This is a genomic window from Alteromonas sp. S167 (genome assembly GCF_036864375.1).
Lineage (GTDB): Bacteria > Pseudomonadota > Gammaproteobacteria > Enterobacterales > Alteromonadaceae > Alteromonas.
The window spans coordinates 310415-336656 of the sequence record NZ_JAZETR010000003.1; the positions used below are offsets into that span (position 1 = coordinate 310415).

Annotated in this window: 30 protein-coding genes; 13 read left to right on the top strand and 17 right to left on the bottom strand. The window is 43.9% G+C overall.

Annotated features, from left to right (window positions below):
* Positions 1 to 4: 4 nt before the first annotated feature.
* Complete coding sequence (gene proB / locus V7R35_RS07330) at positions 5 to 1102, bottom strand: glutamate 5-kinase (protein ID WP_334014078.1); 1098 nt, start codon at positions 1100 to 1102, stop codon at positions 5 to 7.
* 191 nt (positions 1103 to 1293) lie between these two features.
* On the opposite strand from proB, the gene V7R35_RS07335 reads away from it, so the two are divergent.
* From V7R35_RS07335 to V7R35_RS07345, 3 genes are all read left to right on the top strand, one after another.
* Complete coding sequence (locus V7R35_RS07335) at positions 1294 to 3768, top strand: M1 family metallopeptidase (RefSeq protein WP_334014079.1); 2475 nt, start codon at positions 1294 to 1296, stop codon at positions 3766 to 3768.
* On the top strand, positions 3758 to 4315 hold the full coding sequence (locus V7R35_RS07340) for a DUF6702 family protein (RefSeq protein ID WP_334014080.1): 558 nt from the start codon (positions 3758 to 3760) through the stop codon (positions 4313 to 4315). Before V7R35_RS07335 ends, V7R35_RS07340 begins: the two co-directional genes overlap by 11 nt.
* Positions 4316 to 4491: 176 nt before the next feature.
* A complete protein-coding gene (locus tag V7R35_RS07345) occupies positions 4492 to 4890 on the top strand; it encodes a hypothetical protein (protein WP_334014081.1) in 399 nt (132 codons plus the stop codon).
* A gap of 6 nt (positions 4891 to 4896) precedes the next feature.
* Here V7R35_RS07345 and V7R35_RS07350 read toward each other — a convergent pair whose 3' ends face one another.
* On the bottom strand, positions 4897 to 5025 hold the full coding sequence (locus V7R35_RS07350; protein ID WP_334014082.1) for a hypothetical protein: 129 nt from the start codon (positions 5023 to 5025) through the stop codon (positions 4897 to 4899).
* On the opposite strand from V7R35_RS07350, the gene V7R35_RS07355 reads away from it, so the two are divergent.
* Positions 5024 to 6358 carry an ABC1 kinase family protein gene (locus V7R35_RS07355; RefSeq protein ID WP_334014083.1) on the top strand — a complete coding sequence of 445 codons (1335 nt, stop codon included), beginning with the start codon at positions 5024 to 5026 and terminating at the stop codon, positions 6356 to 6358. The genes V7R35_RS07350 and V7R35_RS07355 overlap by 2 nt on opposite strands.
* A 32-nt stretch (positions 6359 to 6390) precedes the next feature.
* Here the strand turns inward: V7R35_RS07355 and V7R35_RS07360 are convergent, their stop codons facing one another.
* Positions 6391 to 6699, bottom strand: a complete 309-nt coding sequence (locus V7R35_RS07360; RefSeq protein WP_334014084.1) for a DUF6482 family protein — start codon at positions 6697 to 6699, stop codon at positions 6391 to 6393.
* An 89-nt stretch (positions 6700 to 6788) separates the two neighbouring features.
* Positions 6789 to 8048, bottom strand: coding sequence for a sterol desaturase family protein (locus V7R35_RS07365; protein ID WP_334014085.1), 1260 nt, complete (start codon positions 8046 to 8048; stop codon positions 6789 to 6791).
* Positions 8049 to 8318: 270 nt separating this feature from the next.
* Between V7R35_RS07365 and V7R35_RS07370 the strand changes: the two genes are divergently transcribed.
* The 5 genes from V7R35_RS07370 to V7R35_RS07390 all read left to right on the top strand — a co-directional run bounded on the left by V7R35_RS07370 (position 8319) and on the right by V7R35_RS07390 (position 12096).
* Positions 8319 to 9179, top strand: a complete 861-nt coding sequence (locus V7R35_RS07370) for a DUF3014 domain-containing protein (protein WP_334014086.1) — start codon at positions 8319 to 8321, stop codon at positions 9177 to 9179.
* Complete coding sequence (locus tag V7R35_RS07375) at positions 9166 to 9750, top strand: DUF1285 domain-containing protein (RefSeq protein ID WP_334014087.1); 585 nt, start codon at positions 9166 to 9168, stop codon at positions 9748 to 9750. Before V7R35_RS07370 ends, V7R35_RS07375 begins: the two co-directional genes overlap by 14 nt.
* Before the next feature lie 213 nt (positions 9751 to 9963).
* The gene (locus V7R35_RS07380) at positions 9964 to 11217 is read left to right on the top strand and encodes an amidohydrolase family protein (protein ID WP_438823453.1); all 1254 of its coding nucleotides are present in this window, start codon (positions 9964 to 9966) and stop codon (positions 11215 to 11217) included.
* Between the two features lie 10 nt (positions 11218 to 11227).
* Positions 11228 to 11815, top strand: coding sequence for a YqaA family protein (locus tag V7R35_RS07385; RefSeq protein WP_334014089.1), 588 nt, complete (start codon positions 11228 to 11230; stop codon positions 11813 to 11815).
* 101 nt (positions 11816 to 11916) lie between these two features.
* Positions 11917 to 12096: a hypothetical protein gene (locus V7R35_RS07390; RefSeq protein ID WP_334014090.1), complete on the top strand. Its 180-nt coding sequence runs from the start codon at positions 11917 to 11919 to the stop codon at positions 12094 to 12096.
* Between the two features lie 34 nt (positions 12097 to 12130).
* Here V7R35_RS07390 and tusA read toward each other — a convergent pair whose 3' ends face one another.
* From tusA to rph, 3 genes are read right to left on the bottom strand one after another with little or no spacing between them, the layout of a single operon-like run.
* A complete protein-coding gene (gene tusA / locus V7R35_RS07395) occupies positions 12131 to 12388 on the bottom strand; it encodes a sulfurtransferase TusA (RefSeq protein ID WP_334014091.1) in 258 nt (85 codons plus the stop codon).
* Positions 12378 to 13019: an orotate phosphoribosyltransferase gene (gene pyrE / locus V7R35_RS07400; RefSeq protein ID WP_334014092.1), complete on the bottom strand. Its 642-nt coding sequence runs from the start codon at positions 13017 to 13019 to the stop codon at positions 12378 to 12380. The genes tusA and pyrE overlap by 11 nt, the downstream gene beginning before the upstream one ends.
* A 12-nt stretch (positions 13020 to 13031) precedes the next feature.
* Positions 13032 to 13745 carry a ribonuclease PH gene (rph, locus tag V7R35_RS07405; RefSeq protein ID WP_334014093.1) on the bottom strand — a complete coding sequence of 238 codons (714 nt, stop codon included), beginning with the start codon at positions 13743 to 13745 and terminating at the stop codon, positions 13032 to 13034.
* 265 nt (positions 13746 to 14010) lie between these two features.
* Here rph and V7R35_RS07410 point away from each other — a divergent pair, with 265 nt between their 5' ends.
* Positions 14011 to 14874, top strand: coding sequence for a YicC/YloC family endoribonuclease (locus tag V7R35_RS07410; RefSeq protein ID WP_334014094.1), 864 nt, complete (start codon positions 14011 to 14013; stop codon positions 14872 to 14874).
* 42 nt (positions 14875 to 14916) lie between these two features.
* Here V7R35_RS07410 and V7R35_RS07415 read toward each other — a convergent pair whose 3' ends face one another.
* Positions 14917 to 16095 carry a topoisomerase IV gene (locus V7R35_RS07415; protein WP_334014095.1) on the bottom strand — a complete coding sequence of 393 codons (1179 nt, stop codon included), beginning with the start codon at positions 16093 to 16095 and terminating at the stop codon, positions 14917 to 14919.
* An 11-nt stretch (positions 16096 to 16106) separates the two neighbouring features.
* A complete protein-coding gene (locus tag V7R35_RS07420) occupies positions 16107 to 16520 on the bottom strand; it encodes a phosphate ABC transporter substrate-binding protein (RefSeq protein ID WP_334014096.1) in 414 nt (137 codons plus the stop codon).
* Between the two features lie 234 nt (positions 16521 to 16754).
* On the opposite strand from V7R35_RS07420, the gene V7R35_RS07425 reads away from it, so the two are divergent.
* Both V7R35_RS07425 and V7R35_RS07430 read left to right on the top strand, forming a co-directional pair.
* A complete protein-coding gene (locus V7R35_RS07425) occupies positions 16755 to 17717 on the top strand; it encodes a LacI family DNA-binding transcriptional regulator (protein ID WP_334014097.1) in 963 nt (320 codons plus the stop codon).
* Positions 17718 to 17733: 16 nt separating this feature from the next.
* Positions 17734 to 18213 carry a nuclear transport factor 2 family protein gene (locus V7R35_RS07430; RefSeq protein WP_334014098.1) on the top strand — a complete coding sequence of 160 codons (480 nt, stop codon included), beginning with the start codon at positions 17734 to 17736 and terminating at the stop codon, positions 18211 to 18213.
* 60 nt (positions 18214 to 18273) lie between these two features.
* Here the strand turns inward: V7R35_RS07430 and V7R35_RS07435 are convergent, their stop codons facing one another.
* The 3 genes from V7R35_RS07435 to V7R35_RS07445 form a co-directional block, all read right to left on the bottom strand.
* Positions 18274 to 18903: an OmpA family protein gene (locus tag V7R35_RS07435; protein WP_334014099.1), complete on the bottom strand. Its 630-nt coding sequence runs from the start codon at positions 18901 to 18903 to the stop codon at positions 18274 to 18276.
* A gap of 396 nt (positions 18904 to 19299) precedes the next feature.
* Positions 19300 to 20502: an HD-GYP domain-containing protein gene (locus V7R35_RS07440; protein WP_334014100.1), complete on the bottom strand. Its 1203-nt coding sequence runs from the start codon at positions 20500 to 20502 to the stop codon at positions 19300 to 19302.
* Between the two features lie 97 nt (positions 20503 to 20599).
* Positions 20600 to 20938 carry an MGMT family protein gene (locus V7R35_RS07445; protein WP_334014101.1) on the bottom strand — a complete coding sequence of 113 codons (339 nt, stop codon included), beginning with the start codon at positions 20936 to 20938 and terminating at the stop codon, positions 20600 to 20602.
* A 59-nt stretch (positions 20939 to 20997) separates the two neighbouring features.
* On the opposite strand from V7R35_RS07445, the gene V7R35_RS07450 reads away from it, so the two are divergent.
* Positions 20998 to 21576, top strand: a complete 579-nt coding sequence (locus V7R35_RS07450; protein ID WP_334014102.1) for a tRNA-uridine aminocarboxypropyltransferase — start codon at positions 20998 to 21000, stop codon at positions 21574 to 21576.
* A 23-nt stretch (positions 21577 to 21599) separates the two neighbouring features.
* Here V7R35_RS07450 and V7R35_RS07455 read toward each other — a convergent pair whose 3' ends face one another.
* The 5 genes from V7R35_RS07455 to atpD form a co-directional block, all read right to left on the bottom strand.
* On the bottom strand, positions 21600 to 22199 hold the full coding sequence (locus tag V7R35_RS07455; protein WP_334014103.1) for a glutathione S-transferase family protein: 600 nt from the start codon (positions 22197 to 22199) through the stop codon (positions 21600 to 21602).
* Positions 22200 to 22234: 35 nt separating this feature from the next.
* Positions 22235 to 23200: a hypothetical protein gene (locus V7R35_RS07460; RefSeq protein WP_334014104.1), complete on the bottom strand. Its 966-nt coding sequence runs from the start codon at positions 23198 to 23200 to the stop codon at positions 22235 to 22237.
* A gap of 2 nt (positions 23201 to 23202) precedes the next feature.
* Complete coding sequence (locus tag V7R35_RS07465) at positions 23203 to 24153, bottom strand: hypothetical protein (RefSeq protein ID WP_334014105.1); 951 nt, start codon at positions 24151 to 24153, stop codon at positions 23203 to 23205.
* A gap of 198 nt (positions 24154 to 24351) precedes the next feature.
* The gene (locus tag V7R35_RS07470; protein WP_039221270.1) at positions 24352 to 24765 is read right to left on the bottom strand and encodes a F0F1 ATP synthase subunit epsilon; all 414 of its coding nucleotides are present in this window, start codon (positions 24763 to 24765) and stop codon (positions 24352 to 24354) included.
* Between the two features lie 60 nt (positions 24766 to 24825).
* On the bottom strand, positions 24826 to 26211 hold the full coding sequence (atpD, locus tag V7R35_RS07475; RefSeq protein WP_334014106.1) for a F0F1 ATP synthase subunit beta: 1386 nt from the start codon (positions 26209 to 26211) through the stop codon (positions 24826 to 24828).
* Between the last annotated feature and the right edge of the window lie 31 nt (positions 26212 to 26242).

The following is a 26242-nucleotide window of genomic DNA, read 5'->3' on the forward strand; positions in this document are numbered from 1 at the left end:
CGCGTTAAAACAGCACCATATCGTCTCGGTGTATGGCGACATCAGCTGTTTCATAACCTAGCACACTGGCAATGTCTTTCGACTTTTTCCCTTTTATAAGTAATAAGTCTTTTGCGTTATACAAGCTAAGGCCTTTCGCTATCGTGCTACCATTACACACCACGTCGATTGCATCCCCCTGTTCAAACTGCCCGTGTATATGTGTAATACCCGATGGCAATAACGAAGCCCCTTTTTTCACTAGTGCTTCTTTTGCGCCACTGTCTATTTCAATAGTGCCAGCGGTTTTAAGTGTATGCGTAAGCCACAATCGTCTAGCGCTCGACGGCGTGCTGTTTGCTTTAAACAAGGTTCCTGGCACGCTGCCTTCCAGCAAACTATCAAAGGTTTCACCTTTTCGCCCATTAACGATAAGCGTTTGAATACCGCTGTTGGTGCACTTTTCAGCAGCTTCTATTTTAGTGCGCATACCTCCGGTACCTACAGACGTACCAGCACCGCCTGCTAGGCCATATATGGTAGCGTCAATTTTTTCAACCGTTGGAATAAGTGTAGCGGTTGGATCTTTGCGCGGGTCGGCGGTATAAAGACCGTCAATATCTGAACATATTATTAGGGTATCGGCCTGTGCTACCAGAGCCGTGTAGGCGCCAAGATTATCGTTATCTCCCACTTTTAGCTCGTTTACCGCAACAGTGTCGTTTTCGTTAACCACAGGTAACGCCTGATGATTAAGTATTTCGCGCAATGTGTTTTTGATATTTACGTAACGGGTTCTGTCGCGTAAATCGTCGGCGGTTAACAACACCTGTGCGCAGGGAAAATCAAAAAAGCGCTGCCAATTTGCCATCATAAGTGTTTGACCAATGGCCGCCATGGCTTGTTTTTCTGCTATTGAAGCATTGTGGCGTATTTTAACTTTGCTGCGACCTGCTGCAACGCTGCCAGAAGATACTAAAATGACTTCTTTGCCAGCTTCTCGGCTTGCGGTAATAAAGCGGGCTAATGCCAATAGAAAACGACCACTGCACTCATTGCCCTCTGGCGCTATAAGAGCACTACCGACTTTTATGACAGCACGCTGCCAAGTGAAACGATTCATAATAGGAGATAAAAAGGAAACAAGAGCTCAAGAATACGACAGTTGAGCAGGTAAGCAAACGTTCTGTTACACAATTTTTGCGTTAAAACTTAATTAGTTTACGGTCAAAAACTGGATCCATTTAAGGAGGCCGATATACTAGCATTTGTTATTCTATAACAATTCCAACATACAAGTTGCAAGGATCCTGCATGAGCACCGCAAAACGACACTTATTCTGGCTTGCGCCAGTATTGTCTATGCTGATATCTCTTCCAAGTGCAAACGCCGCTATTAAACAAACTAAAGGCGACTTTGAAGACAAATTCCGTCAGCTAGACGAAGTACTACCAACACCTAATGTATACCGCAACGCAGCGGGCGAGCCTGGCCACCAGTATTGGCAACAACAAGTAGACTACGACATCGACGTAAAACTACTTGAAGACAAGCGCCGTATTGAAGCCAAAGAAACCATTACTTATCACAATAACTCACCAGATACGCTTAAGTACTTATGGGTGCAGTTAGATCAAAATAAATTCCGCGACGATTCAATGTCGGCGCTTACCACTACCTTTGGTGGTATTGGTAATCGTGGACCGGGTACGCAAGCGGCTAGCGGCAACAAGCCAGCTAAATTAAGCATGGGTGCACTTCGCCGTCAGCAGTTCGTTGAAGATAACGAGCTTGGCTATACGATTTCTCGCGTTGAAGATAAGTCAGGCAACGACTTACGCCACACCATTGTTGGCACACTAATGCGTGTAGATCTTGCCAAGCCACTTAAGCCCGGCAAGAAAGTGACTTTCGATATCGACTTTGCGTTCAACATTGTTGAAGAAGATGCTGTGTCGGCGCGAGCAGGTTACGAACACTTCCCAGATGATGAGCGCGAAGGCGGCAATGATATCTTCTTGCTAGCTCAGTGGTTCCCGCGCCTTGCGGCTTACACCGATTACGAAGCATGGACGAACAAAGAGTTCATTGGACGCGGTGAATTCACGCTAGAGTTTGGTAACTATGAAGTAGATATTACGGTACCTGCTGATCACATCGTTTCATCAACAGGTGTGCTTCAAAACCCGAAAGACGTGCTAACAAAAACGCAGCGCGACCGTTTGAAAAAAGCAGAAAAAGCTGACCGTATTGTTTTCATCGTAACGCCAGAGGAAGCGATTGAAAACGAAAAAGAAGGTACCTCGAAGCTTAAAACGTGGACGTTTAAAGCAGACAACGTACGTGACTTCGCATGGGCGTCTTCACGTAAGTTTGCTTGGGATGCACGTGGCTATCAGCAAGGTGGCGATACACAACCGCTTGTAATGGCGATGTCTTTTTACCCGAAAGAGGGCGGTGAGCTTTGGGAGAAATACTCTACGGAATCTATCATCCACACGATGGATGTATACAGCCGCTTTAGCTTTGACTACCCGTATCCGGTAGCGCAGTCGGTAAATGGCCCAGTAGGTGGTATGGAATACCCAATGATTACCTTCAACGGCCCACGTACCGAGCTTCGCGATGACGGCTCACGTACGTATTCACTGGCTGAAAAGCGCTTCCTAATTGGCGTGGTTATTCACGAAGTAGGTCACATTTATTTCCCAATGACGGTTAACTCTGATGAGCGTCAGTGGACATGGATGGACGAAGGCCTTAACAGCTTCCTAGACGGTGTTGCTGGCCGCGAATGGGATCCAACTATTCCATGGGGTGTTGAGCCACGCGATATTACAGGCTACATGAAGTCTCAAACTCAAGTGCCAATTATGACCCAGTCTGACTCGGTACTTCGCCTTGGTCCAAATGCTTACACTAAGCCAGCGGTAGCACTAAACATTCTTCGTGAAACCATTCTTGGTCGTGAGCTATTCGACTTCGCCTTTAAAGAGTATGCGCAACGCTGGATGTTTAAACGTCCTACGCCTTCAGATTTCTTCCGCACTATGGAAGAAGCATCGGGTGTTGACCTTGATTGGTTCTGGCGCGGGTGGTTCTACACAACAGATCACGTAGACATTAGCCTAGACAGCGTTTACAAGCTTCGTTTAGATACTGAAGATCCAGATATCGACTTTGCGCGCGAGCGTGAAGCAGAAATGGAAAAGCCAAAGTCGCTTACCGATATTCGTAACAAAGAAGAAGGTAAAAAGCTGTGGGTTGACCGTTTTGAAGATATTCGCGACTTCTACGATGAAAACGACCGCTACACGGTAACTAACAAAGAGCGCAACAAGTACAAGAAATTTCTTGATAAGCTTGAGCCTTGGGAGCGTAAAGCGTTTGAGCGTGCGGTTAAAGAAGACAAAAACTACTACGTGCTAGATTTTAGTAACAAAGGTGGTTTGGTAATGCCTATTATTCTTGAGCTAACGTTTGAAGACGGCAGCAAAGAAGAGATGCGCATTCCTGCTGAAATTTGGCGTCGTACACCGAAAGCGGTTAGCAAGCTTATCGTTACTGATAAAGACAAGAACCTTGTTAGCGTAACGGTTGACCCGCATTGGGAAACGGCTGACGTTGATGTAGAAAACAACCACTATCCACGTCGCATTATTCCATCACGCATTGAAGCGTATAAGAACAAGCCGCGTAATACCTACGAGTATCGCGACCTTATGCACGATTCAAAAACCGAGCTAGATAAAGACGAAGACAAAGAAGAGGACAAAGATGACGCATAAGTTGTCTTTGACCTTCAAGCAGGGCAAATCTGCTCTGCTTGCTAGTCTTGTTACGTTTAGCTTGTTGTGTGCCATTGTGTTTAGTGCACAGGTTCAAGCGCATCAAATTAAAGCCGCCATTACTACCGTGCTATTTAACCAGCGCACCGAGAACATCGAAGTAATGCACCGTTTTAATTTACATGACGCCGAGCATGCAGTTAAAGCGCTGTTCAACAAGCACGCTGACATTATGGACGATGTAGCTACACAACAGGCGTTTGCCGACTATGTGGCAAAGCACTTCGCTATATTGAACAGTGAAGGTGAGTCACTGCCTTTGGCTGAAGTAGGCTTTGAAGTGGAAGGTAAGCACTTTTGGGTTTACCAAGAAACCGCTGAGCCACCTGCACTAGAAGGTTTGCAAATTCGCCATGACGCACTGCGCGACCTGTGGCCTAAACAAGTGAACACCATAAACGTTGAAGGTAAAGGTGATATTAAAACCTTGACCTTTGCCGATACGGTGAACTTGCTTGAAGTAAGCTTTAAAGGCCACGATCACTAACGCATTGAATAGCTTAAAAGTTGTAGAAAGCCCGTTTTATAAAGCGGGCTTTTTTGTTTTTGAATTTGATAATTCGAGCATGTTGACTAAGCGCATGTGAGACTGAAGTCTTATAGTGTTTTAGGCCTAACTTCACTAACGTTAACGTGGGCAATTAAACACAAAAAGGGCTTTTGATGAGCACAAGTGCAGCAACACCAGTAGGCGCGAAGCGTATGCAGTCAAGAAGCGAAAGAAAGCGAATATCTGCCAAAGCAAAAGAAGCCGAGGTACAAAATACACTTAGCGCGAACGCTGAAAGTAATAGCAAACAAAGTAAAGACAACGCTTTTGCCAACAAAAAGAACGTTATGTGGGTGCTATTAAGTGGTGCAATGGTGCTTACGTTTATTGTTATGCTGTTTTTACCTAATACCGGCATGGGTAATGGCATGATTGCAACGTACTCAGCCATGCTATGGTGCGGCTTTTTTGGCGCATCTTTATGGCGCTATCGCAGTAGTAATGGTTGGACGGGCTTTGCTTACGGTAGTGTAATTGGTTTTACCCTGCAGTTTGTTTCTCAACTTATTTAGCAGACGTTATGCAACGGCAAGCACAGCGGCTTGTGCAATAGCACGCGCATCGGCGCTTTGAACTAATCGCATACGCAAAGCCAAACGTATGTTGATAGGTAAAACATATTTACCCACAAAGAGCCCTATATACATGTCTGATAAACCTGCACCACGTAAAAGTAAGGCCATTCCCTCCTCACGACTGTCCCGAGTGAGCCGTTTAGGCGCATTGGCCGGCAAAATTGCAGGAAGTGTGGTAACGCAGGGAGCTGGACAATTACTCAAAGGCGAGAAACCAGCACTATCGTCGTTATTACTTACCCCAAAAAACGTCAGCAACATTGCTAATCAACTGGCAAGCATGCGCGGCGCAGCAATGAAGCTAGGGCAGTTAATATCCATGGATACGGGTGATTTCTTACCCCCAGAATTGGCCGCTATTATGGGGCGTTTACGCGAAGACGCCGATCCGATGCCAAAATCACAACTTGTTGATACCTTAAACCACGCGTGGGGAGATAACTGGCAAGACTCGCTGCTTTACTTTTCTTTTGCACCTATCGCTGCAGCGTCTATCGGACAAGTGCACAAAGCCATTACCATGGACGGAAAAATGCTAGCGATAAAAGTGCAATACCCTGGAGTGAAAAAAAGCATCAACAGCGACGTAGATAATGTTGCAACGCTTATTAAACTAACCGGTTTGGTACCTAAGTCGTTAGACATTGCCCCTTTACTTGAAGAAGCCAAGCAGCAGCTGCACCAAGAAGCCGATTATCATAGAGAAGCCGCTATGCTAACGCGGTACCGCGAGCATTTAGGCAAGAATAACGACTTTGTAGTACCAGAGCGCTTTTCAGCGTTAACAACACCTACAGTGCTTGCCATGGACTTTATTGAGGCCGACAGCTTAGACACGTTATTAAACGAGCCTCAAGAAACGCGCGACCGCATAATGACTTCGCTAATGACCCTGTTCTTTAAAGAAGTTTTTGAGTTTACGCTTATTCAAAGCGATCCCAACTTAGCCAACTACAAGTACAAGGTCGACACCAAACAATTAGTGCTTTTAGATTTTGGCGCAACTCGAGAAGTACCAACGCACTTATCACAGCAATACAAAGCACTACTGAACAGCGCGGCTACTAACAATAAAGAGGGCATGCTAGCGGCGGCGTTTGCCATAGGGTTAATAGATGAATCACATTCTCAGGCGCAAATAAGCGCAGTTCTTGATATTGGCATGGAAGCCTGTGAATCAATTCGAAGTGAAGGGCCTTACGACTTTGGCAACAGTGACTTAATAGCGCGCTTGCACGATAAAGGCATGGCGTTAACCATGCAGCACGATTTTTGGCACACGCCCCCTGTCGATGCCTTGTTTATTCATCGAAAATTGGGTGGATTATTTTTGCTGGCGAAGCGTCTTGGCGCACGTGTAAATATGCGTGCTGCCGCCGCGCCATGGCTTGACACGACGCTATAAAACGTTGTTAGAAAGGCAAGCTTTTAACGAAGCTAGTAGGGCAAGTCCATGCTAAAAGGCAGCGCCATTTGCTCTGCACTCTTCGGTGGGTTTCCTATCATTTCATCGTACGGTGTATCGTGCTTCATTACCGCTTTTTCCACGCTGCAGTGTGCAAAGGCTTCTCGAATATGACCAGACGAATAAAAGCGCATAGGCTTATCTTTCTTGTCGTACACCATGCCGCTTTTGTCACCAATTGAAAGATAAACAAGGTACACGTTCATCTCATAAGACTGTACTTCAAGGTAATCAATAACGGTTGGGGTGTCTTCAATATCGCGGAAATAAAACTTGTGCATAAAAACCTCAGCGAAACGCACGAATAAAGAAAGCAAAAAAAACCGCTTTTGCGGCTTTTTTATTTAAAACTAATACGCTGAGAATAAATTTATAGTTCAGTAGTAACTTGGCTTGTGTTGCTTCGTCTATCGGCGGCAGTGTAAGTTCGGCGGATGTACCCCTTTCTTATAACACAAACAAGAAGCGTCAAACTTACAGCAGACAGTGCGCCAAAAACTATAGCAACATCACCAAGCCCTGATGCGAACCACATTAAAGGGAAAACAAGCAACCTTGGTCCCTCCAGAGCCAAAGCGAACTTTGAACCCGACAGGACAGTGCCGATTTGAATACTGCACATTATTACGGTTGCAGAAAGCACCAATAACTGCGAAGCACTTAATACGCTTACGTTCAGTAATAAAAAAACGGTAATTGCTAGCATAACTGCGTGTTGAAATACGCAATATTTCTTCACCGAATCTGACAATTTGGGATCGTATTTTTCGAATACATTCAAGGGAAGCTTCTCCTCTGGAAATCGCTCGGCTACATCAGCAGGGCGCCAACCCGTGCGACCAAACCAAACTTTAAACTTATCACTCCATCGGCTTGTGTAATAACTGTCCCTAGCAAGACGGCTATAAACCTGGATATTGGCCATGAGAGGATTAAAGCTTTTCAGTGCCCCACGAATACCAAATACCGGTTTTTCGTTGCTGAGCTCTGGAATGAAAGTACCGAATAAACGGTCCCAAAGAATAAAAACACCACCGTAATTTTTATCTATATATACGCGATTCTGTGCATGGTGAACACGATGATTTGACGGTGTTACAAACACCTTTTCCATCCAACCTAGCGTATCAATGTGTTGAGTGTGCACCCAAAACTGATAAACAAGGTTCAACGCGCCAACGGTTATAATCATCTCTGGTGAAAACCCTGCTACTGCAAGCGGCAGATAAAATACCCAGCTAAACAGCGCACCACTGGTTTGTCGCAGCGCTGTTGTAAGGTTGTAATCTTCACTAGAGTGGTGCACAACATGCGCCGCCCACAAAATGCTCATTTCGTGGCCCATACGATGATTCCAATAATAGAAAAAATCGTAGGCAACAAAGGCAACTACCCACACCCACCATGCATTACTCAACTCAAAAAGAGCAATATATTCGTAGGCAATCACATATGCCGTAAACGGGATAAGTTGATGACCAATCGCCACCACACGTGACAAAACCCCAGCACTTAAGCTAGTTACTGCATCGTTTACACGATAGTGGCCTGTACGCTTTTTCCAATCCCAAAAAAGCTCCAATGCAATTAAGATAAAAAACGCAGGTAGCGCAAATAAAATTACAGTCATGATGAATTCAAAGAGTGATCTTTCTTCAGATGTTAAACAATTGTTTAAATTCATCAACAACTTTTATATATTAAATGTAACAAGCGGTACACGTAATAGGTAAGTACCCCTAATCGACCAAGAGAGTTGCGCTATTTTCTGAAAATTGCTGTATCAAAAGACACCAACAGCATATTTTTGAAGTTTGAACGTTTCTTATTATTGAAAGTCTGAATATAAGTAATATGTTTGATAGTATTACTAAAAGGATATTTTTAAAGCGGAGACAGTATGAGCGAGTTGTCAGAAAAGAAGTCGTTAGGTCCAATATTTATTATTATCGGCATTCTACTAATTGTTGTACTAGCCGTAGTATTTTGGCCAAGCGAAAAAGCGCCTGAAGAGGTTACAGAACCAGAACCTGCGATTACTGAGCCAAACGAACCTGCTCCGATAGAGCCTGATATTTTTGAACCCAAGCCAGCAGCACCTACCGTTGAGCTTGAAGAAAAAGAAGAAGTAGAGCCACTTCCTGAAGTAGAAGAAACTGAACCAGAGCCATTAGATATAAGTGACCCCGCTGTAAAATCATCGCTATTAGATAGCTCAACCGCCAGCGACGACACGGTAAATCGCATGTTGGTAAATGAAGGTTTACTGCAGCGCTTTGTGGTTTCGGTAACTAATTTAGCAAACGATGAAATGGCACCCAACCATCAGCTATTAACACCACCAGAGCAGAATTTCCGCGTGTACTCTCAGGCTGGTAAACAATGGATTGATGCAGCAAGTTATAAACGCTATACACCGTATGTAGATATGCTTGAGTCTTTCAACAATGAAGCCTTGCTAGATGTGTACGCTACATACAAAGGTGATATACAGGCTAAATATGATGAAATTGGCGATCCTGACAAAGATTTCAATCAAGTATTGTTACAAGCCATCGACCAACTACTTGATACGCCAGAAGTACCGGTTCCAGTTGAAGTGTATACCGACTCAGTAGCGTATAAATATGCTGATGAACGCCTAGAAAACTTGAACGAGCCGCAAAAGCAGTTGCTTCGAACAGGGCCTGACAACATGCGTCGTATAAAAGCAAAACTGCGTGAAATTAAAACGCTGGTAGAAGAGCGTGGATCTAACTAGGTTTCAAAACCAGCTCAAAGGCGCGACTTCAACGTCGCGTCCCATTCCTCCTGTAGAAAAGTGGGACCCTGATTTTTGCGGTGACATAAACCTGACTATTGCACTTGATGGTCGCTGGTTTTACGAAGGCAGTCCAATAGGGCGCGCTAGCTTAGTTCAATTGTTTGCCTCTGTTTTAAAGAAAGAGAATGACAAGTATTTTCTGGTAACGCCGGTTGAAAAGGTAGGTATTACGGTAGAGGATACACCTTTTCTCATTACGCAATGGCACAGAAAAACTAACAAAGATACTGGCAACAACGTTTTTGTATTTACCACGCAAACAGGTGATGACATCGAACTGTCAAACGCTGAACAGTTACAACTTCGCACGCCGCCCGATGCGCTTAAAGACTCTGATGCCACAGAAATCCCTTACATTAATGTACGAAGAAACCTATGGGCGCGACTGCACCAAAATGTGTATTACCAGCTGTTAGAGCAAGGATCAGAAGAACAGCAAGCAGCTAGCACACAGTTTACTATCCGCTCTAACAACACAAGGTTTGTTATTGGCGAAGTAAGCATTTAGCTGCGAGTTCTTATTTCAGTATTGGCAGTTGTCATGGTAGAAGAAAACCCAGTGACGACACTGCCAACATAACTCCTCTAATTTATTACTACTTATCACTTTTTTTTGCGTTCCCCTCACGGCTGTTTTACATTCAATTGTGTCGATAATATCAACAAGAAGCAGCCTACTATGAAAAAAGCCCTTACCGCTATCAGCATTTCTGCCACATTAATGACAGTATCAGCAGGCATACAAGCCGCTACATTCATTCACGCTGGTAACGTATTTACTGGCACATCAAAAACCTTACAGCAAGAAGTGACCATTGTTGTTGATGGAAACAAGATCTCATCAGTTCAACGTGGTTATAAAGAGCCAGGGCAGGGCGACACCGTTATTGATTTAAAACATGCCACGGTAATGCCTGGGTTAATGGACATGCACGTGCACTTGTCTATGCAGCACGGCGGCCCTCAGACCTATTTAGACCGTTTTTCGTTAAATGAAGCTGACTATGCGCTGCGTGCCGCTAACTATGCGCGTATAACGCTAGATGCTGGTTTTACAACCGTTAGAAATTTGGGTGACGGTTTTTACGAAACCGTAGCGCTTCGAAATGCTATCTCTAATGGCTATGCGACAGGACCACGTATTTATACAGTAGGTAAATCTATTGCCACAACAGGCGGACATGCTGACCCTAGTAACGGGATTTCTCACCAGCTTCGCCCTGATGTAGGCCCCGAACAGGGTGTTGTTAATGGCGAAGTGGAAGCCCGTGAGGCGGTACGTTCTCGTTATCAAGATGGCGCTGATTTAATAAAAATCACCGCTACAGGTGGTGTACTAAGTGTAGCGAAAAGCGGTCAAAACCCGCAGTTTATGACCGATGAGCTTGAAGCGATTGTTGATACAGCAAAAGACTATGGTATGACCGTAGCGGTGCATGCCCATGGCCGTGAAGGTATGAAGCGCGCTATTGAAGCGGGCGTAGATTCTATTGAGCACGGCACGTACATGGACGATGAAATTCGCGACCTCATGAAGAAAAACGGCACCTATTACGTGCCTACTATATTAGCCGGGAAGTTTGTTGCCGACAAAGCAAAAATTGATGGCTATTTTCCGGCTTTAGTGCGCCCTAAAGCCGCGGCCATAGGCCCACTTATTCAAAATACCTTTGCACAAGCCTATGAAGCGGGCGTGAAAATTGCTTTTGGTACCGACAGTGGTGTTTCAGCGCATGGCGATAATGCGCAAGAGTTTTCACTGATGGTGGAAGCGGGAATGACACCGGAGGATGCGCTACTTAGTGCAACTGTGAATAGCGCAAATTTATTGGGGATTAGCGATATTCTTGGCACGCTAGAGCAAGGAAAACTTGCTGATATAGTGGCAGTATCAGGTAACCCATTAGAAGACATTTCGCTAATGGAAAGCATCTCTTTTGTAATGAAAGACGGTGTAATATACAAACAACAGTAGTAAGGATTACATGGCACTAAGTAAAAAGGTTAAGAGAAAGACAAGAGAATTAATAGACTCAAAACACATGCTGAAAAGCATTACATTGGCGTCTTTTCTTGAGTCAACTATAGTGCCTATTCCCCTTGAAGCGGTATTAATACCGTTGTTGCAGGCAAAGCGTGAGTTGCTTTGGAAAATAGCCTTAATGGCAACCATTGGGTGTGTTATTGGCGCTTTGTTTGGTTACGCTTTGGGCTATTACTTGTTTGATGTATTTGGTGACTGGCTAATCACCACGTTCTTCGACGAACAACAATTTAACAATGTACAACAAAAAATGCAGGCGCAAGGTTTTTGGTTTGTTATGACTTTAGGCATTGCGCCCATTCCCTTTCAAGTTGCCATGCTTGCCGCAGGCGCAACAAAATTCTCTTTACCCTTATTTTTGCTGGCAACTGTTATTGCTCGTTCTCTGCGTTATTTCGGTTTAGCAATTGTGGTCTACTTTGCGGGAAATCACGCTGAAAAGCTGATAAAGCGCTACCGTATGAAAGCCGTCGCGGCAATAACGCTACTGGTATTGCTACTGTGGTGGCTGTCTAATTTATCGGGATAATCAATATATTGCTTGAAACCCATCGTAAATTTCAACCTCTTATTTGATAATAATTCTCATTTACACTAATGTAAGAACATTATTGCAGATGGAGAGAAGCCATGCCTACTAATCACACTATTCATGACGATGGGTTTATTACGCTTAGTTTGAAAGCGTCTGTACTACAACAAATGCTGAAGAAAGAAAGCGTACATATGACTGATATTCACTGCCCCTGCACGCAAAGCAAACAGATTATTCAACAACTGTTGTTGCAAGCAGCAATTGAAAAAGCGTAACGACGTATTAGACTAAAAAGGCGCGCAGACAACGCTACACGCCTTTTTTAATCACATATTGGTAGGGCATAACGTCGGTTTGAGACGCTACAAGGGTGTGATCCATAAACCGACAAAAGCTGGGAATATCACGGGCAGTAGACGGGTCGTCGGCGGTAACCGAAAGCGTTTCTCCGTCTGCCAATTTTCTAATATTTAGGCGCACCATCATAACTGGCTCAGGACAACGCAAACCCAGCGCATCTAAATGCGTATTCGCACTGTTAAATGCCGTGTCGAAATCAGATGCCATAGCTTTCACGGTATGCGTTGATAGCGCCAATCTGGTCTTCATGACCACCTTTTTCTGTAAGGTATTCCACCACATTGGCTAACGACACAATTGAAATAACGGTGGTGTTGAAATCGCGCTCTACCTCTTGAATGGCAGACAGTTCACCTTTACCGCGCTCTTGTCTATCAAGCGCAATAAGCACCCCAGATAAACTTGCATTTTGCTGCTCAATTAACGTCATTGACTCGCGAATTGCGGTACCCGCAGTAATGACGTCATCCACCAGCATAACTTTACCTTCTAAAGGGCTACCTACTAGATTTCCGCCCTCGCCGTGGGTTTTGGCTTCTTTGCGGTTAAAGCAGTAAGGTACGTCTACCTTGTGGCTGTCAAACAGTGCTACTGCAGTAGTCGTTGCAATGGGAATACCTTTGTAGGCAGGGCCAAACAGCACATCGAAGTCAACGCCAGCATCAGTAAGTGCATCAGCGTAAAAGCGGCCTAGTTTGGCAAGGTCGCCACCACTATTAAACAGCCCAGCGTTAAAGAAGTATGGGCTTACACGGCCCGACTTTAACGTAAACTCGCCAAATTTTAATACGCCACGCTCTATGGCAAATTCAATAAAATCACGCTGAAACGCTTTCATGACAACCTCTTATTACGCTAGTGCTGCTTTTTGAATATCGAATAGCTCTCGTAAGCCGTGTTTAGCAATGTTAAGCATTTCATCAAGCTCTTCGAACGAGAATGGTTCGCCTTCTGCGGTGCCTTGTACTTCAATAAGCTTACCGGTCTCAGTCATAACGATGTTCATATCGGTCTCTGCTTCAGAGTCTTCTGTGTACTCTAAATCGGCAATAGGTGTGCCTTCATAAATACCAACCGACAGCGCTGCAATCATGTGCTTAAGTGGGTTAGTTTTAATGATGCCTTTGCTACGCATGTATGTCAGCGCATCAACCAGTGCCACGCAAGCGCCTGTAATTGAAGCTGTACGTGTGCCGCCGTCGGCTTGAATAACGTCACAGTCTAGCGTAATGGTGTTTTCACCAAGCAGTTTTAAGTCAACTGCGGCACGTAACGAACGAGCAATAAGACGCTGAATTTCTAACGTACGACCACCTTGCTTGCCACGCGCTGCCTCTCGGCCACTGCGTGTGTGGGTAGCACGTGGAAGCATGCTGTATTCCGCTGTAATCCAGCCTTTGCCTTGCCCCTTCATAAAGCGTGGTACACCTTCTTCCACAGTCGCATTACACAGCACCTTGGTGTTACCAAACTCTACAAGCACAGAGCCTTCTGCATGGCAGGTATATTGACGAGTAATTGTAACAGGGCGAATTTGACTGGCGGTTCTGCCGCTTGGACGCATAGTGTTCTCCACAACGTAAATGCAAAAATGAGAAACTTGACCGTTTTGCGCATAGTACAAAAACCATTGGCGCTGTGGCGCAAGTTGAATTGGCGTAAGTATAACGCAATACACGCAAGCGTTAAAAACGAACTTTGTATAGAAATATGCTTTTGTGGGTTATTATTAACGTTACAAGAAAACCTGCCTTTGAACGAACCGTATACAACACGAAAAACGTCGCGTTGTTTTTGCAGGCTTTCACTTTTTAGCGTTAAGGATATTTATGATTTACAGCATGACCGCGTTTGCACGCGTAGAGACCAAGAAAGAGTGGGGCTCTGCGGTTTGGGAAATCCGTTCAGTTAACCAGCGTTTTCTAGAAACTTACTTTCGCCTTCCTGAGCAATTTCGTTCACTAGAGCCTGTTCTTCGCGAGCGTTTTCGCAAAAAGCTAGCCCGAGGTAAAGTAGAATGCGCACTGCGATTTACGGCAAATGACGCGGCGGTCACTAAGCTTAGCCTTAACGAAGAACTTGCCAAGCAAGTGTTAAACGCTGCCGACTGGGTTCAATCTCATGGACAGTCAACGGGCGTAAACCCATTAGACGTGTTGCGCTGGCCTGGTGTAATTGCAGCCGAAGAAGCGGATATGGACACCATCCATGCCGATGTAATGGCGGCATTCGATCAGGCTTTGTCTGACTTTATTGGTGCACGTGCAACCGAAGGTGAAGCACTTAAAGGCATGATTACCCAACGCCTTGATGCCATTGATGTTGAAGTAGGCAAAGTAACAGAGCGTATGCCTGAAATTATGGTGTGGCAACGCGAAAAAGTGCAGGCACGTTTTGAAGAGGCGAAAGTAGAACTAGACGCAGGACGCTTTGAACAAGAAATGATAATGCTTGCTCAGAAGGTTGATGTAGCCGAAGAACTCGATCGCCTTAACGCGCACGTAGCAGAAACCCGCAACATTTTGAAAAAAGGTGGCGCTGTAGGCCGTCGTTTAGACTTTATGATGCAAGAGTTTAATCGTGAGTCTAATACGCTGGGCTCTAAATCCATCAGCACCGATATCACGCAGTCAGCCGTAGAGCTTAAAGTGCTTATTGAGCAAATGCGCGAACAAATTCAGAATATTGAGTAACACCAAAAAGCTCCGCCCGTAAGCGGAGCTTTTCTTTTCTACCTAGAACACAAAGTTCACTGCCAAACGCGCGAGCGTTGCATCTTGGTTATCATCCACGTCATCTGACCGTTTCGAAATATCAGCCTTTATTGCCATTCCTGACGTAACGTCGTAGCGAAGTGAGGCGGTTACTATAGAATAGTCAGACAGTTGTGACTGCTGACTACCGATAGCCAAACCCGACAATGCTGCTACGGCCTCAGGTGGAAGACCAGAGGAGGCAATTTGCGCAATCTGGGCGGTGTATTTCACATCACCAGATGACTCAAAATTTTCATAAGTAAGAGCAGGAGTCCATTTACCAAAGCGGGCACCAACCGTCACATAATATGCTTCGTCGTCGTTAGCAAACGTGTTCGTTGTTTTAATCTCAGTGTGTTCTGCACCAATGAAATAGTCAAAGTTATCGTACATCACACTGAAACCAACGAATTCACCGGTGTCTTGTTCAATACGAAGGGAGTCTGCCAAATCAACAAAACCGGCAGCCTCGAGACTGTCAAAGCCATTACCTAGCGCTTGTGCTGTCGCATCTTCAGAGTTTGCCAAATCGATAGTGTTTGTTGTACGTCCATATACACTTCTAAAAGTGAACGTTTCGTTGCTGATTTGCCCTGATATCAGTGCGGTATTTTCACCTCGGTTTTCAGCACCAAGGGTTGTACCTTTAAACTGACCAAATGCTACATCTACCATGTAGTCCCAACCACCTGCATAACCCGTTTTAGATAGTTTCACCCCATCAAGGTTATTAAATGGTACGTTGTAAACCACGCTAGGTGCTGTAATCCAGTGATAGGTATAGCCTACATCAAGCGATGATGAATAAGTGAATAACGGTAAACGCGAACGCCCTGCAACTAAGGTTAGCGAGTCTGAGATTTTGTAGCTTAAGTATGCCCACTCAAAGTTCACATCAAAGTCTTCACTACCACGCCCAAGCACCTGCGCAGTGGCCGACAGCTTGTCAGAGATATCGCTTGAAACCTGAAGGGCAAATAAGCTTTCGTTGCTGAAATCGGGGTTATCGTCGTACCCCAAAAAGGTGTCGTCTGAAGACGTCACGCCCATTACTACATTGCCAAAACCATTTATTCGAACGTTATCAACAGCATACGTTTGAGAAGCGGAGATCGAGGCAGTTAATAGCACTGCTAAGCTAAATTTATTCGCTTTCACTATGTTGGCTCCTACTTAGTAAATACAACTTTAACGTCGCCAGTCACGTTGGCAGCATCAACATAGCCAATGGCATTTTTGTTGTTTTTGACAAGGTCAATAACGCTAGCGTCACTCGCCACCTCTTTTGGCGGCGTGCCTTTTCCAGTGAAAATTTGCTTAGACCAAAAGCTTTTAACCTGAGCAGTACTGCGTCCGAGTACTTTGTTGTTAAATTCATCTACCGCACCGCCGCTCTCGATATTGATAGGCAATGCTTCTGCGCCGTCTGGAAACTGACTTTTCTTACCTAGGAAAATACGTTCAACCGCGTCAGCATCTATGGCTGCACTATTACCAGGGTGAACGATAACGGCTACTTCTGCTAATGCAGAAACACTAACCGCTGATGTAAGCAAAATGGACGCAAGTGTTCGCTTAAGCATTGAATTCTCTCTTCTGTTTCATGTGTTACGTGGCTTGTTTACCTCCATGTGTTGACTCTTATTGGAATACCGTTAACGTATCCGTGTTACGTAGTGAAGTGTTGTCGGTGTTTGCCATTTCGTCCAGTAAATGCATAAAAAAATTATAGAAAAGTGAATTGGATAAATACTAAGGGAATTGCAAACGTGCGTTAACGCTAAAAGAAAATCTATAAAAGTAAGTGCTTACAAACTATGACAACCATATATCAAGTAGCAGAAAAAGCTGGCGTCTCGCTTTCTACTGTATCAAGAGTGTTAAACGGCAAAGGCACCGTAAATGCAAAAATGACTGAAAAGGTAAAAGCAGCCGCAGAAGCTTTAGCCTATAAACCCAATCAAAATGCACGTTCCCTAGCTGCAAAACATGCAAATACGGTAGGCATAGTGCTACCGAATCAACATATGCAGTTTTACGCACATTTGTTGTTTTCTATTGAGCAGCTTTTTAGAAAACATCAAAAGCGTTGCTTAATAGCTTTTTCCAGCGACTCAAACAAAAGTGAAGAAGACACTATTAATTACCTTCACCTTCAAGGCTGTGACGGCATCATTGTATTTTCTATGCAGCAAACCACGCTGGATAAGGCACCCTACAAAACACGTAACAGTCTTATTTTTAATATGGCGGCAGAGGAAAATAACCCGTTAGCCATAAAGGCAAATGCAGAAGCAGTTGTCTTGTCAGCGTATGATTACCTTAAACAGCACAATCATAGCGATATAGCTCTTATCACTCATCGTCTTCTCAATATCGATAAATTGCAAGCCACCACTTTCTCATCTGATTATACATTCGCTAGCCAAGCACCATGTGCCAATGATGCTGTGCTTGAACTCGTCTCTAGCGAGAAACCCTTTTCAGCACTCATATGCACTAGTCAGGCGCTTGCAATATCGGCTCATGCATTATTAGAGGAATTGGGCTTTAGAGTACCTCAAGATGTTTCCGTAGTAGCAGCTTGCCTGCCAGGCGAGGTAGAGAATAAGGTCAATAATCAAAAGCCAATTAATGTAACCACGCTAGAGTTTTCAACCTATGACATAGCAAATCATCTCGTTAAGAACGCCCTTCAGAACTTTTACGACATAGAAAACAAAGACGCTGGCCCATTATCACCGGTGGTACATGACTATGGCACGGTATCAACATACTAAAACAAAGGAACAATAGATGAGATACGCACTTTTAAGCTTATTAATGATGCTAGCAACCGCAATGAATAGCGCGTATGCAAAAAGCGATATCGACCATATAAATAATGTATTAGATGCATTGCACGAAAATGCATCTAATGCAGACTTCCACGGTTATTTTGCCCTTTATAGTAATGATGCAGTATTTATTGGTACCGACGCTTCCGAAGTATGGCAGATAGACGAGTTTAAAGCGTATGCGAAGCCGCATTTTGATAAAGGCACTGGGTGGACATATTACCCTAGAGACCGAAGCATTTATTTATCGTCAAACAATGATGTGGCTTGGTTTGATGAATTACTTGATAACAAAAAGCTTGGAGAAACGCGTGGTACAGGCGTATTAATAAAAAAAGATAATACATGGAAGGTATCGCAATATCACCTCACTATTCCCATACCCAATAGCATTGCAAGTGACGTTGCTGCTCAGATAAAAGCGTTAAAGGACCAATAACTAAAGAAGAAGCCACCGTAAGGTGGCTTCTATGCAAACTTATACAGCCAGCTTTCGTTGTTAGGTAAGCGGCTGAATTTCCATTTCCACACGACGGTTCATCGAGCGGTTTGCCGAACTGCTGTTAGGCACTTTGGGTGCGTACTCGCCCATGCCTACAGTAGTAATACGCGTAGGATTTACCGAATAATTAATTAAGAGGTTTTTAACCGCTCCTGCACGACGTTCTGACAGCGCTTGGTTGTACTGTTCGGCACCTGTGTCATCGGTATGCCCTTTAATCATTAGCACGGTTTTTTCGTAGTTATTCACTACCTTCGCAACATCTTGCAATACCGGGTTAAAATTAGGGCTGATGCTTGAGCTGTCTGTTGCAAACGTAATGTCGCCAGGCATGATTAAACGTAAATTATCACCTTCACGCACTACCTGAACGCCTGTATCAGATAACTCATTACGTAGTTCTTCTTCTTGCTTATCCATGTAGTTACCAATAGCACCACCTGCAATTGCGCCTACCGCTGCCCCCCACGCATAACGGCTTTTATCGTTATCACCGGTCGCTTTACCTAGTAGTGCACCTACAACTGCACCAATGGCCGCTCCTTTTTGCGTATTGTTGGGATCGTTTGCACAGCCTGCTACAGCAAGTGAAGCGGTAATTAAGCCTACTGTTAAGATCTTTTTCATGTCATCCTCTTATCTCGAATATCGAGCCATATTAGTAACGCATTAACACGCCAGTAAATGCTTTACACTTAATCTGTCGTTTGCCCGTTACATCAAAAAAATAAAAAACTGTTTTATATGCTACTAGTAACAATGTGAGCAAAATGCATTCCACTGCCATAACGTTGTGTTTTACAACCAATAATATAAACCGCTTTTTTATATATTCGCAGCGCTAAAATTAACGCAAATTCCCCTCTGAACAATTATATAGCTGCGCAACAGTTACTTCTGTATTTAACGCTAACCACGGGGTCAAATAGTAGTACTGCTTAACTGAACACAAGGTTAACGAACTGTCGCCTGCAAATACGGCACTGTGTAAAAGCTACAAGGTGTTAGTAAATTGCGACACATTTACCCAAGCACAACTGATCTTTCAAAGAAGGCATTAATGTCGATGTTGTAATCTGATGGAATGGCAGCCTTTGATACCTTCACCGTTTTATCGCTAGATAAGTCTATGTCTTTAGGCGTTAGGTAATGACTATTTCGTACCGAATAAAATACTTTTACCACTGGAGTTAATGGTGAGTCATTTTGTTCTATTACCATCGCAAGGCGCTCATTTGAGAGCAGTACTAGACTGCCTACAGGATAAACACCTAAACATTTTATAAATTGCTGTACGAGCGAAATGTCGAGTCTTGTGGGCGCTTCGTTCATTAGTATAGAAAACGCTTTCTGACTAGACATACCGGCTTTATAGACGCGATTAGCGGTCAACGCATCGTACATATCAGCAATCGCTAGCATACGCCCTGCAAGGCTAATTTCGGCATCTTTTTTACCCTTCGGGTAACCAAGCCCATCCAGTCTTTCGTGGTGCTCGCCAATGGCTTGAATAAGCGGCGCAGAAATATCAGTACCTTTCAAATAATCGACACCGTGTTGAACGTGTTCTTTCATGATGTCCATTTCGCTGTCAGTCAATCGACCAGGCTTATGCAAAATTTCGTCGGGTATCTTTATTTTACCCAAATCATGAAGGAAACCGGCGTACGATAAATCTTGTACCTCTTCATCAGACATTCCAAGAAACTGGCCAAAATTCGCTAATAAAATCGCGACATTCAATGAATGCTCAAGAAGATAATCATCTTTTTCTCGAATCTTTGTTAAGCAGAGTAACGCGTCAGGGTTTCTGTCAACTGACTCAACCAGCTTGTTAGAAAACGCTTTGGGAATACTGGCATCAAAAGGCGTTTCTTTCTGCACGCTCTGCAACAATAATTGCTGTATTGCTTTACCTTGTTCGTGAAGCTTTGCAGCACGCGAGAGCTCGGCACCCAGCGCTACCCGTTTAATTCTTTTATTATCTACTGCTTCAAGTGGCGGATCTTGAAGCGCAGTGCATTCTGCATCAGATTCATTATTTGGATTAAACGCCTTTTCAGTATCGATAGTGAGCGCTTTTACACCGCGCTTCTTTAACGTGTCCACAATAGCAATAGAAGTCACGCGTCCTTGGCTCTTTACTGAAAGCGTTCCTTTTTGCTCAACAATTTGATGAACAAACATACCCGGCTCAAGCTGATCTATCGTGATTTTTTTTAACATACTAGGTGTGGCTTACTCTTTTAGAATACACGCACTTAGGCGCGTGACTGCGCGAATGAAAATGTTGCTTTCAAGCGGTAAAAACTTTTTCAAAACGCTAGTACTGCAATGATGAAAGTATAGTGTGTAAATCGGGTTTCCATCCGTATTTTTTTAAATTAATACGATTGTTTTTTATTGTCAGACCCTCTTCAATTAGCCGCTGCCTTTGCTCGTGGGCATGCCACGACCCATGTGGGAAGGCAATTTTCCCGTCTGCACGTACCACTCTGTGCCAGTTGTGCTCGCCATCAAGTGCGCGCAACGCCCTACCCATCAGCCTAGCACGTCCCGGCAAGCCGCTAAGGTCAGCAAGCTGTCCATAACTAACCACAACACCTTCAGGTATTACTGCTAAGGTATTCTCTACACGTGTCAGCACTGCATCATTAACCATGCTTTGTGTTACTCTTTAGTTCTATTACCCACGTTTTAGCTACACAACGAACACTATCAATGCGCCCATACTGCAATCAATGTCAATATCCTGAAGTAACGTGTATTTGCGATGATATTACCGTTAGCACAAGCCCGATAGACATTGTCATTATTCAGCATAGAAAAGAACACTCTCACGCAAAAAATACCGCTCGCTTGGTATCTCTCGTTCTAAAAAACGCAGTCACTACTTTTACCGATGATGAAGAGGCAATGACTGCGTTGGCGCAGCGCTATACCGAAAGTAACGCAGCGCTTATTTATCCGCACAGCAACAGTAATCCATTAGAGTCGACCTCAAAAGATGATAGAGGGAACTTGCAGACACTAATTTTTATAGACGGCAGTTGGAAGCAAGCCTATGGCATTGTGAAAAGCTTTCCATGGCTTGAAGCATTACCGATGTTTCACTTTGAAAATGCACCAAGGTCAAACTATCGAATTCGTCATACATCGGTAAACAACGCGCTATCTACACTCGAGGCCGTTGCCTACAGTTTAGAGTGCCTTTGCCATAGCGATGTGACTAATTTATATAGCGCGCAGGAGGCGATGCAGCGACATTTTAAAAGCCCACCGCAACACCACAGAAAATAACAGCGATGAGATCAGGCAGCGTGCTACGCGAGCATCTTCACAAAACCCTTTTGCGACTGTATTAAACTAATCCAGTTTCGAATAGCAGGGTAGGCTGATAAATCAAACCCGCCTTCATGGGCAACATGGGTATAAGCGAAAAGCGAGATATCGGCAAGACTTAACGTATCGCCCAATAAGAATGGTGTATCTTTAAGCTGCGCTTCCATTACAGCTAGAGCACGATATCCTCCCGCTTGCTTCGACTCGAACTCTGCACGCCGCTCCTCGGGCATACCGAGATAAATATTGATATAACGTGCTACTGCTATGTATGGCTCGTGACTGTATTGCTCGAAGAATTGCCATTGCAACAGTGAGGCAAACGAAAATTGAGAGGTAGGAATAAGTGAACTGCTAGCGGCTAGATAATGCATAATAGCATTTGATTCAGACAACACGCGTCCGTCATCAAGTTCTAAAATTGGAATTTTGCCGTTAGGCGATTTTTCTAAAAACCAAGCGGAACGTGTCTCACCTTTTAAAATATCAACATCAATCCATTCGTGTTGCAGTTCAAGAATGGACGTCAGCAATTCCAGTTTGTAGCAATTACCAGAGCGTTTATCACCGTATATTTTCACGTTTATCCTAAAGGCCTAGCCGAGTTGTTAAGCGCTTAAACCACCAAGATGCTTTCAATGAGCAAAAAAAGCAACCATGAAAACGGTAAAGGAATAATGCAGGTAATAAGTTTTTTGTAGTGACTTGGTGTTAAAGCGTGAGTATAGAGCTCTTGCTCTGTGATTTTTTTCTCTATGAAGCTCGATTCAACTTTTGCGTTGTTGCTTTTTATGTAGTTACTAATTAGGTTTTCGTTCTCTTCAAATACTTTTTCAGACAGCGAATTCAATTTAAATATAAGCGTAAATAAAGGCCACATTAGAAACAACGCTACAAAGCCTAGAAGGCAAGAAATAAACAATAAATCAAAAAAGTGAACGGGTTGGTTAATCCAAAAAATGGGCATCAAAGCAGTACCAGACAGAATAATGGTAGCCGACGTTAATCCAACGTTTAACACCTTTCTGATTAACTCTATCTGACTTGAAGGGCTAAGCTCGTGACTGCATGTTAGCTTACGAAGCAGCTTATTACTGGCATACACTTCAATAAAAAAGAGCGACATCAAAAACCAAAAAGGTATCGCAGTAATGGCCACAACAATAACCTCAGGTTCATTAATTCTCTCAATCACGCCCTCTGAAACCATGTATACAACGGGCATTAAAAAACCAATAGAAACGCACCATACAACGTGACGTTTAAACGATTGTGCTATTTCCTTGTTGTAGTGCTTAAACAACGATTGTTGGTTCTTAATCACCAAAATAGCGTATAAGCTTGAAGCCAGATTGCGGTGTACAAATCGGATGGTTAGCAGGAAGTATCCGCTAATTAGGGATGTTCCTAAGGCAGTATTAAAGTCTCTTTGCGCATCGTTGTTAGTAATCGGAAGATCAATAGATCCGCCCATCACATTGATAAGAATAAGCGCAATAGAAAGACAAAACGGGTACACAATCATTCTATATGAAAGAAACGGCAAACGAGATAGCAATGTAGACCCTCTTATCACTGCCACAATTAAACGTACGAGAAAAACCCGAAGGTAAACCAAGACAACAATACGGTTGTTATACACGCGCCAAGTCTTACTTTATCTTGGGTGGTTATTTTAAGCATTGCCATCTTGATAAGCAATTCGCGCTCGCTTTGTAAGTAATCAAGTTTGGTTAAATCTTCATTTTGCTCGCAAAAAAGCTTTTCTTGATTTGCAGATAACTCTACGTGCACTTCATTTTTCACAGAAAACCATTGCTTTCTTAACTTCACAATAGGTAAAAAAAGATAACTGATAATAATAAGCGCAAAAACACTCGCCCCAATAATATCAATAATTGGCACGGCTTTCTCAAACCAGAATATTGGGAACAGTGCAAACGCACCTAGTGCTGTAGTGGCATTTACAAAGCCTAGTTTTATTAATGCTGAGATTGAATTTAACAAATCCAGCTTTTGCTCTGTTTCTACTAATATCTCATTTCTTAAATAATTGATATTTGATGATATTTGCGCCAAGAACAGACAAAAAAAGAACCAAAAAATTGTACCATTAACGGCCAAAACATACTGGTAAAAGGCGGGGCTATTGAACAGCAGTCCTTCTACAAACACGTATACCAATGTAAGCATTAGCGCCACAATAATACAGTTCATGCTTTGATGTTTAAGGCGCAAGAATAGGGCGCTTCGGTGAAATGAAAACTGACTCAATTGGTTTGTTTTGACAAGAAGAGATATTAGCGTGCTTGCTACGTTTTGATGCATTAAGCGAAGTGCAAACCAAAAGTACCCTGTTATTACCGACATACCAATGGCAGAGTTAAAGTCGCGTTGAGCGCGTATATCGCCGTGCTGTGGCCAATCTAAGGCGCCGGAGAAGTAATGTAGAGTCAGCAACAATAACGTTGCGAGCAGCGGGAAAAATCCAATAGAGGCACCTTTGTGCGTGTTGGAGTAGGGGTTTAACTTCATTATTTTTATTTTTCTGTACTAGCTTGATGGGCTACTACACAAAACCATTTAACGTCACTAGAACTTAAGCCCTTCCACCATAAGCCATTAGCATTGTTGATAGCAATAGAAATAAGTGTAAAACAATGTGAATGCCTACTTTTCACGCTGGCAATAAAAAACCCGCCATTTGGCGGGTTTTTTTCAAAGCTGTGCTTTTTACTTGCGTAACTTCTGTATAAGACGAAGTTGCGCAATGGCTTCAGCAAGCTCGTGAGCTGCTTCAGCGTAGTTAAAGTCAGCGCCTGGGTTGGCGATGTGCTCTTCTGCACGTCGTTTGGCTTCTTGTGCTGCCTGCTCGTCAAGATCTTCAGCTCGAACCGCGGTATCAGCCAGTACGGTAACGTTGCCAGGTTGTACTTCTAGTACACCACCAGCAACATAGATAACTTCTTCTTCACCGTGCTGTTTAACCAAACGCACCATACCAGGTTTAATAGCAGAGATAAGTGGCGCGTGACCAGGGTGAATACCCAGCTCACCTTCGCTACCTGTCACTTGAATCGCTTCAACGCGACCTGAGAAAATCGCTTTCTCCGCGCTTACTACGTCCAAATGTACTGTCATTGCCATGTGAACCTCCTGATTAGGTACGTTAGCATGATGCTAGGCTAGCAACTGCTAGCCTTGTCATTATGCTTTCTTGGCTTTCTCTAGCGCTTCTTCGATAGAACCAACCATGTAGAAGGCTTGCTCTGGAAGGTGATCATACTCACCGTCTAGAATGCCTTTAAAGCCACTGATTGTGTCTTTTAGCGATACGTATTTACCAGGTGCACCAGTGAATACTTCTGCTACGAAGAACGGCTGAGATAGGAAACGCTGAATCTTACGAGCACGTGATACCACTTGCTTGTCTTCTTCAGATAGTTCGTCCATACCTAGGATCGCGATGATGTCTTTCAGCTCTTTATAGCGCTGAAGAACAGTCTGTACGCCACGTGCTACGTCATAGTGCTCTTGACCAATTACAAGCGGATCTAGCTGACGAGACGTTGAATCTAGTGGGTCTACCGCAGGGTAGATACCAAGAGACGCGATATCACGAGAAAGTACTACCGTTGCATCCAAGTGAGCAAAGGTTGTCGCTGGAGATGGGTCAGTCAAGTCATCCGCAGGTACATATACCGCTTGGATTGAAGTGATTGAGCCAGTCTTTGTTGACGTAATACGTTCCTGAAGTACACCCATCTCTTCTGCAAGAGTTGGCTGGTAACCTACCGCAGATGGCATACGACCTAGAAGTGCTGATACCTCAGTACCTGCTAGGGTATAACGATAGATGTTATCTACGAAGAATAGTACGTCACGACCTTCGTCACGGAACTTCTCTGCCATAGTTAGACCAGTAAGTGCAACACGTAGACGGTTACCTGGTGGCTCGTTCATCTGACCGTATACAAGCGATACTTTATCAAGTACGTTTGACTCGTTCATTTCGTGATAGAAATCGTTACCCTCACGAGTACGCTCACCAACACCTGCGAATACTGAGAAACCACTGTGCTCGATTGCGATGTTACGGATAAGTTCCATCATGTTTACGGTTTTACCTACACCCGCACCACCGAATAGACCAACTTTACCACCCTTAGCGAATGGACAAACCAAGTCGATTACTTTGATACCAGTTTCTAGTAGTTCTACCGAGCTAGACTGATCTTCGTAGCTAGGCGCTTCACGGTGAATAGACATACGCTCTTCTTCACCAATTGGGCCTGCTTCGTCGATTGGGTTACCCAATACGTCCATGATACGACCTAGTGTTTTCGTACCAACTGGAACCATGATTGGGTTACCGGTGTTCTCTACTGTAAGACCACGTTTTAGTCCGTCAGTAGTACCTAGTGCGATGCCACGAACAACACCGCCACCTAATTGCTGTTGCACTTCCAGGGTTAGACCTGATAAGTCACCTTCGGTAACTTGTAGTGCGTCATAAACTCTTGGTACCGCATCTTGTGGAAACTCAATGTCCACAACGGCGCCAATGATTTGGACGACCTTACCTTGACTCATAATTTGTCCTCGTTATCTCTTTTAAACCTTT

Coding starts and splice junctions, on each gene's coding strand:
- atpD (WP_334014106.1), bottom strand. CDS start 26,211: ATGAGTCAAGGTAAGGTCGTCCAAATCATTGGCGCCGTTGTGGACATT.
- V7R35_RS07470 (WP_039221270.1), bottom strand. CDS start 24,765: ATGGCAATGACAGTACATTTGGACGTAGTAAGCGCGGAGAAAGCGATT.
- V7R35_RS07445 (WP_334014101.1), bottom strand. CDS start 20,938: ATGGTTAATGATGCAGTGCTGACACGTGTAGAGAATACCTTAGCAGTA.
- V7R35_RS07380 (WP_438823453.1), top strand. CDS start 9,964: ATGACAGTATCAGCAGGCATACAAGCCGCTACATTCATTCACGCTGGT.
- V7R35_RS07440 (WP_334014100.1), bottom strand. CDS start 20,502: ATGTTAAAAAAAATCACGATAGATCAGCTTGAGCCGGGTATGTTTGTT.
- V7R35_RS07435 (WP_334014099.1), bottom strand. CDS start 18,903: ATGAAAAAGATCTTAACAGTAGGCTTAATTACCGCTTCACTTGCTGTA.
- V7R35_RS07335 (WP_334014079.1), top strand. CDS start 1,294: ATGAGCACCGCAAAACGACACTTATTCTGGCTTGCGCCAGTATTGTCT.
- V7R35_RS07385 (WP_334014089.1), top strand. CDS start 11,228: ATGGCACTAAGTAAAAAGGTTAAGAGAAAGACAAGAGAATTAATAGAC.
- V7R35_RS07360 (WP_334014084.1), bottom strand. CDS start 6,699: ATGCACAAGTTTTATTTCCGCGATATTGAAGACACCCCAACCGTTATT.
- V7R35_RS07345 (WP_334014081.1), top strand. CDS start 4,492: ATGAGCACAAGTGCAGCAACACCAGTAGGCGCGAAGCGTATGCAGTCA.
- V7R35_RS07365 (WP_334014085.1), bottom strand. CDS start 8,048: ATGACTGTAATTTTATTTGCGCTACCTGCGTTTTTTATCTTAATTGCA.
- V7R35_RS07465 (WP_334014105.1), bottom strand. CDS start 24,153: ATGAAGTTAAACCCCTACTCCAACACGCACAAAGGTGCCTCTATTGGA.
- V7R35_RS07370 (WP_334014086.1), top strand. CDS start 8,319: ATGAGCGAGTTGTCAGAAAAGAAGTCGTTAGGTCCAATATTTATTATT.
- V7R35_RS07450 (WP_334014102.1), top strand. CDS start 20,998: ATGCGCCCATACTGCAATCAATGTCAATATCCTGAAGTAACGTGTATT.
- V7R35_RS07340 (WP_334014080.1), top strand. CDS start 3,758: ATGACGCATAAGTTGTCTTTGACCTTCAAGCAGGGCAAATCTGCTCTG.
- V7R35_RS07350 (WP_334014082.1), bottom strand. CDS start 5,025: ATGTATATAGGGCTCTTTGTGGGTAAATATGTTTTACCTATCAACATA.
- rph (WP_334014093.1), bottom strand. CDS start 13,745: ATGCGTCCAAGCGGCAGAACCGCCAGTCAAATTCGCCCTGTTACAATT.
- V7R35_RS07420 (WP_334014096.1), bottom strand. CDS start 16,520: ATGCTTAAGCGAACACTTGCGTCCATTTTGCTTACATCAGCGGTTAGT.
- V7R35_RS07410 (WP_334014094.1), top strand. CDS start 14,011: ATGATTTACAGCATGACCGCGTTTGCACGCGTAGAGACCAAGAAAGAG.
- tusA (WP_334014091.1), bottom strand. CDS start 12,388: ATGGCATCTGATTTCGACACGGCATTTAACAGTGCGAATACGCATTTA.
- V7R35_RS07425 (WP_334014097.1), top strand. CDS start 16,755: ATGACAACCATATATCAAGTAGCAGAAAAAGCTGGCGTCTCGCTTTCT.
- proB (WP_334014078.1), bottom strand. CDS start 1,102: ATGAATCGTTTCACTTGGCAGCGTGCTGTCATAAAAGTCGGTAGTGCT.
- V7R35_RS07390 (WP_334014090.1), top strand. CDS start 11,917: ATGCCTACTAATCACACTATTCATGACGATGGGTTTATTACGCTTAGT.
- pyrE (WP_334014092.1), bottom strand. CDS start 13,019: ATGAAAGCGTTTCAGCGTGATTTTATTGAATTTGCCATAGAGCGTGGC.
- V7R35_RS07355 (WP_334014083.1), top strand. CDS start 5,024: ATGTCTGATAAACCTGCACCACGTAAAAGTAAGGCCATTCCCTCCTCA.
- V7R35_RS07430 (WP_334014098.1), top strand. CDS start 17,734: ATGAGATACGCACTTTTAAGCTTATTAATGATGCTAGCAACCGCAATG.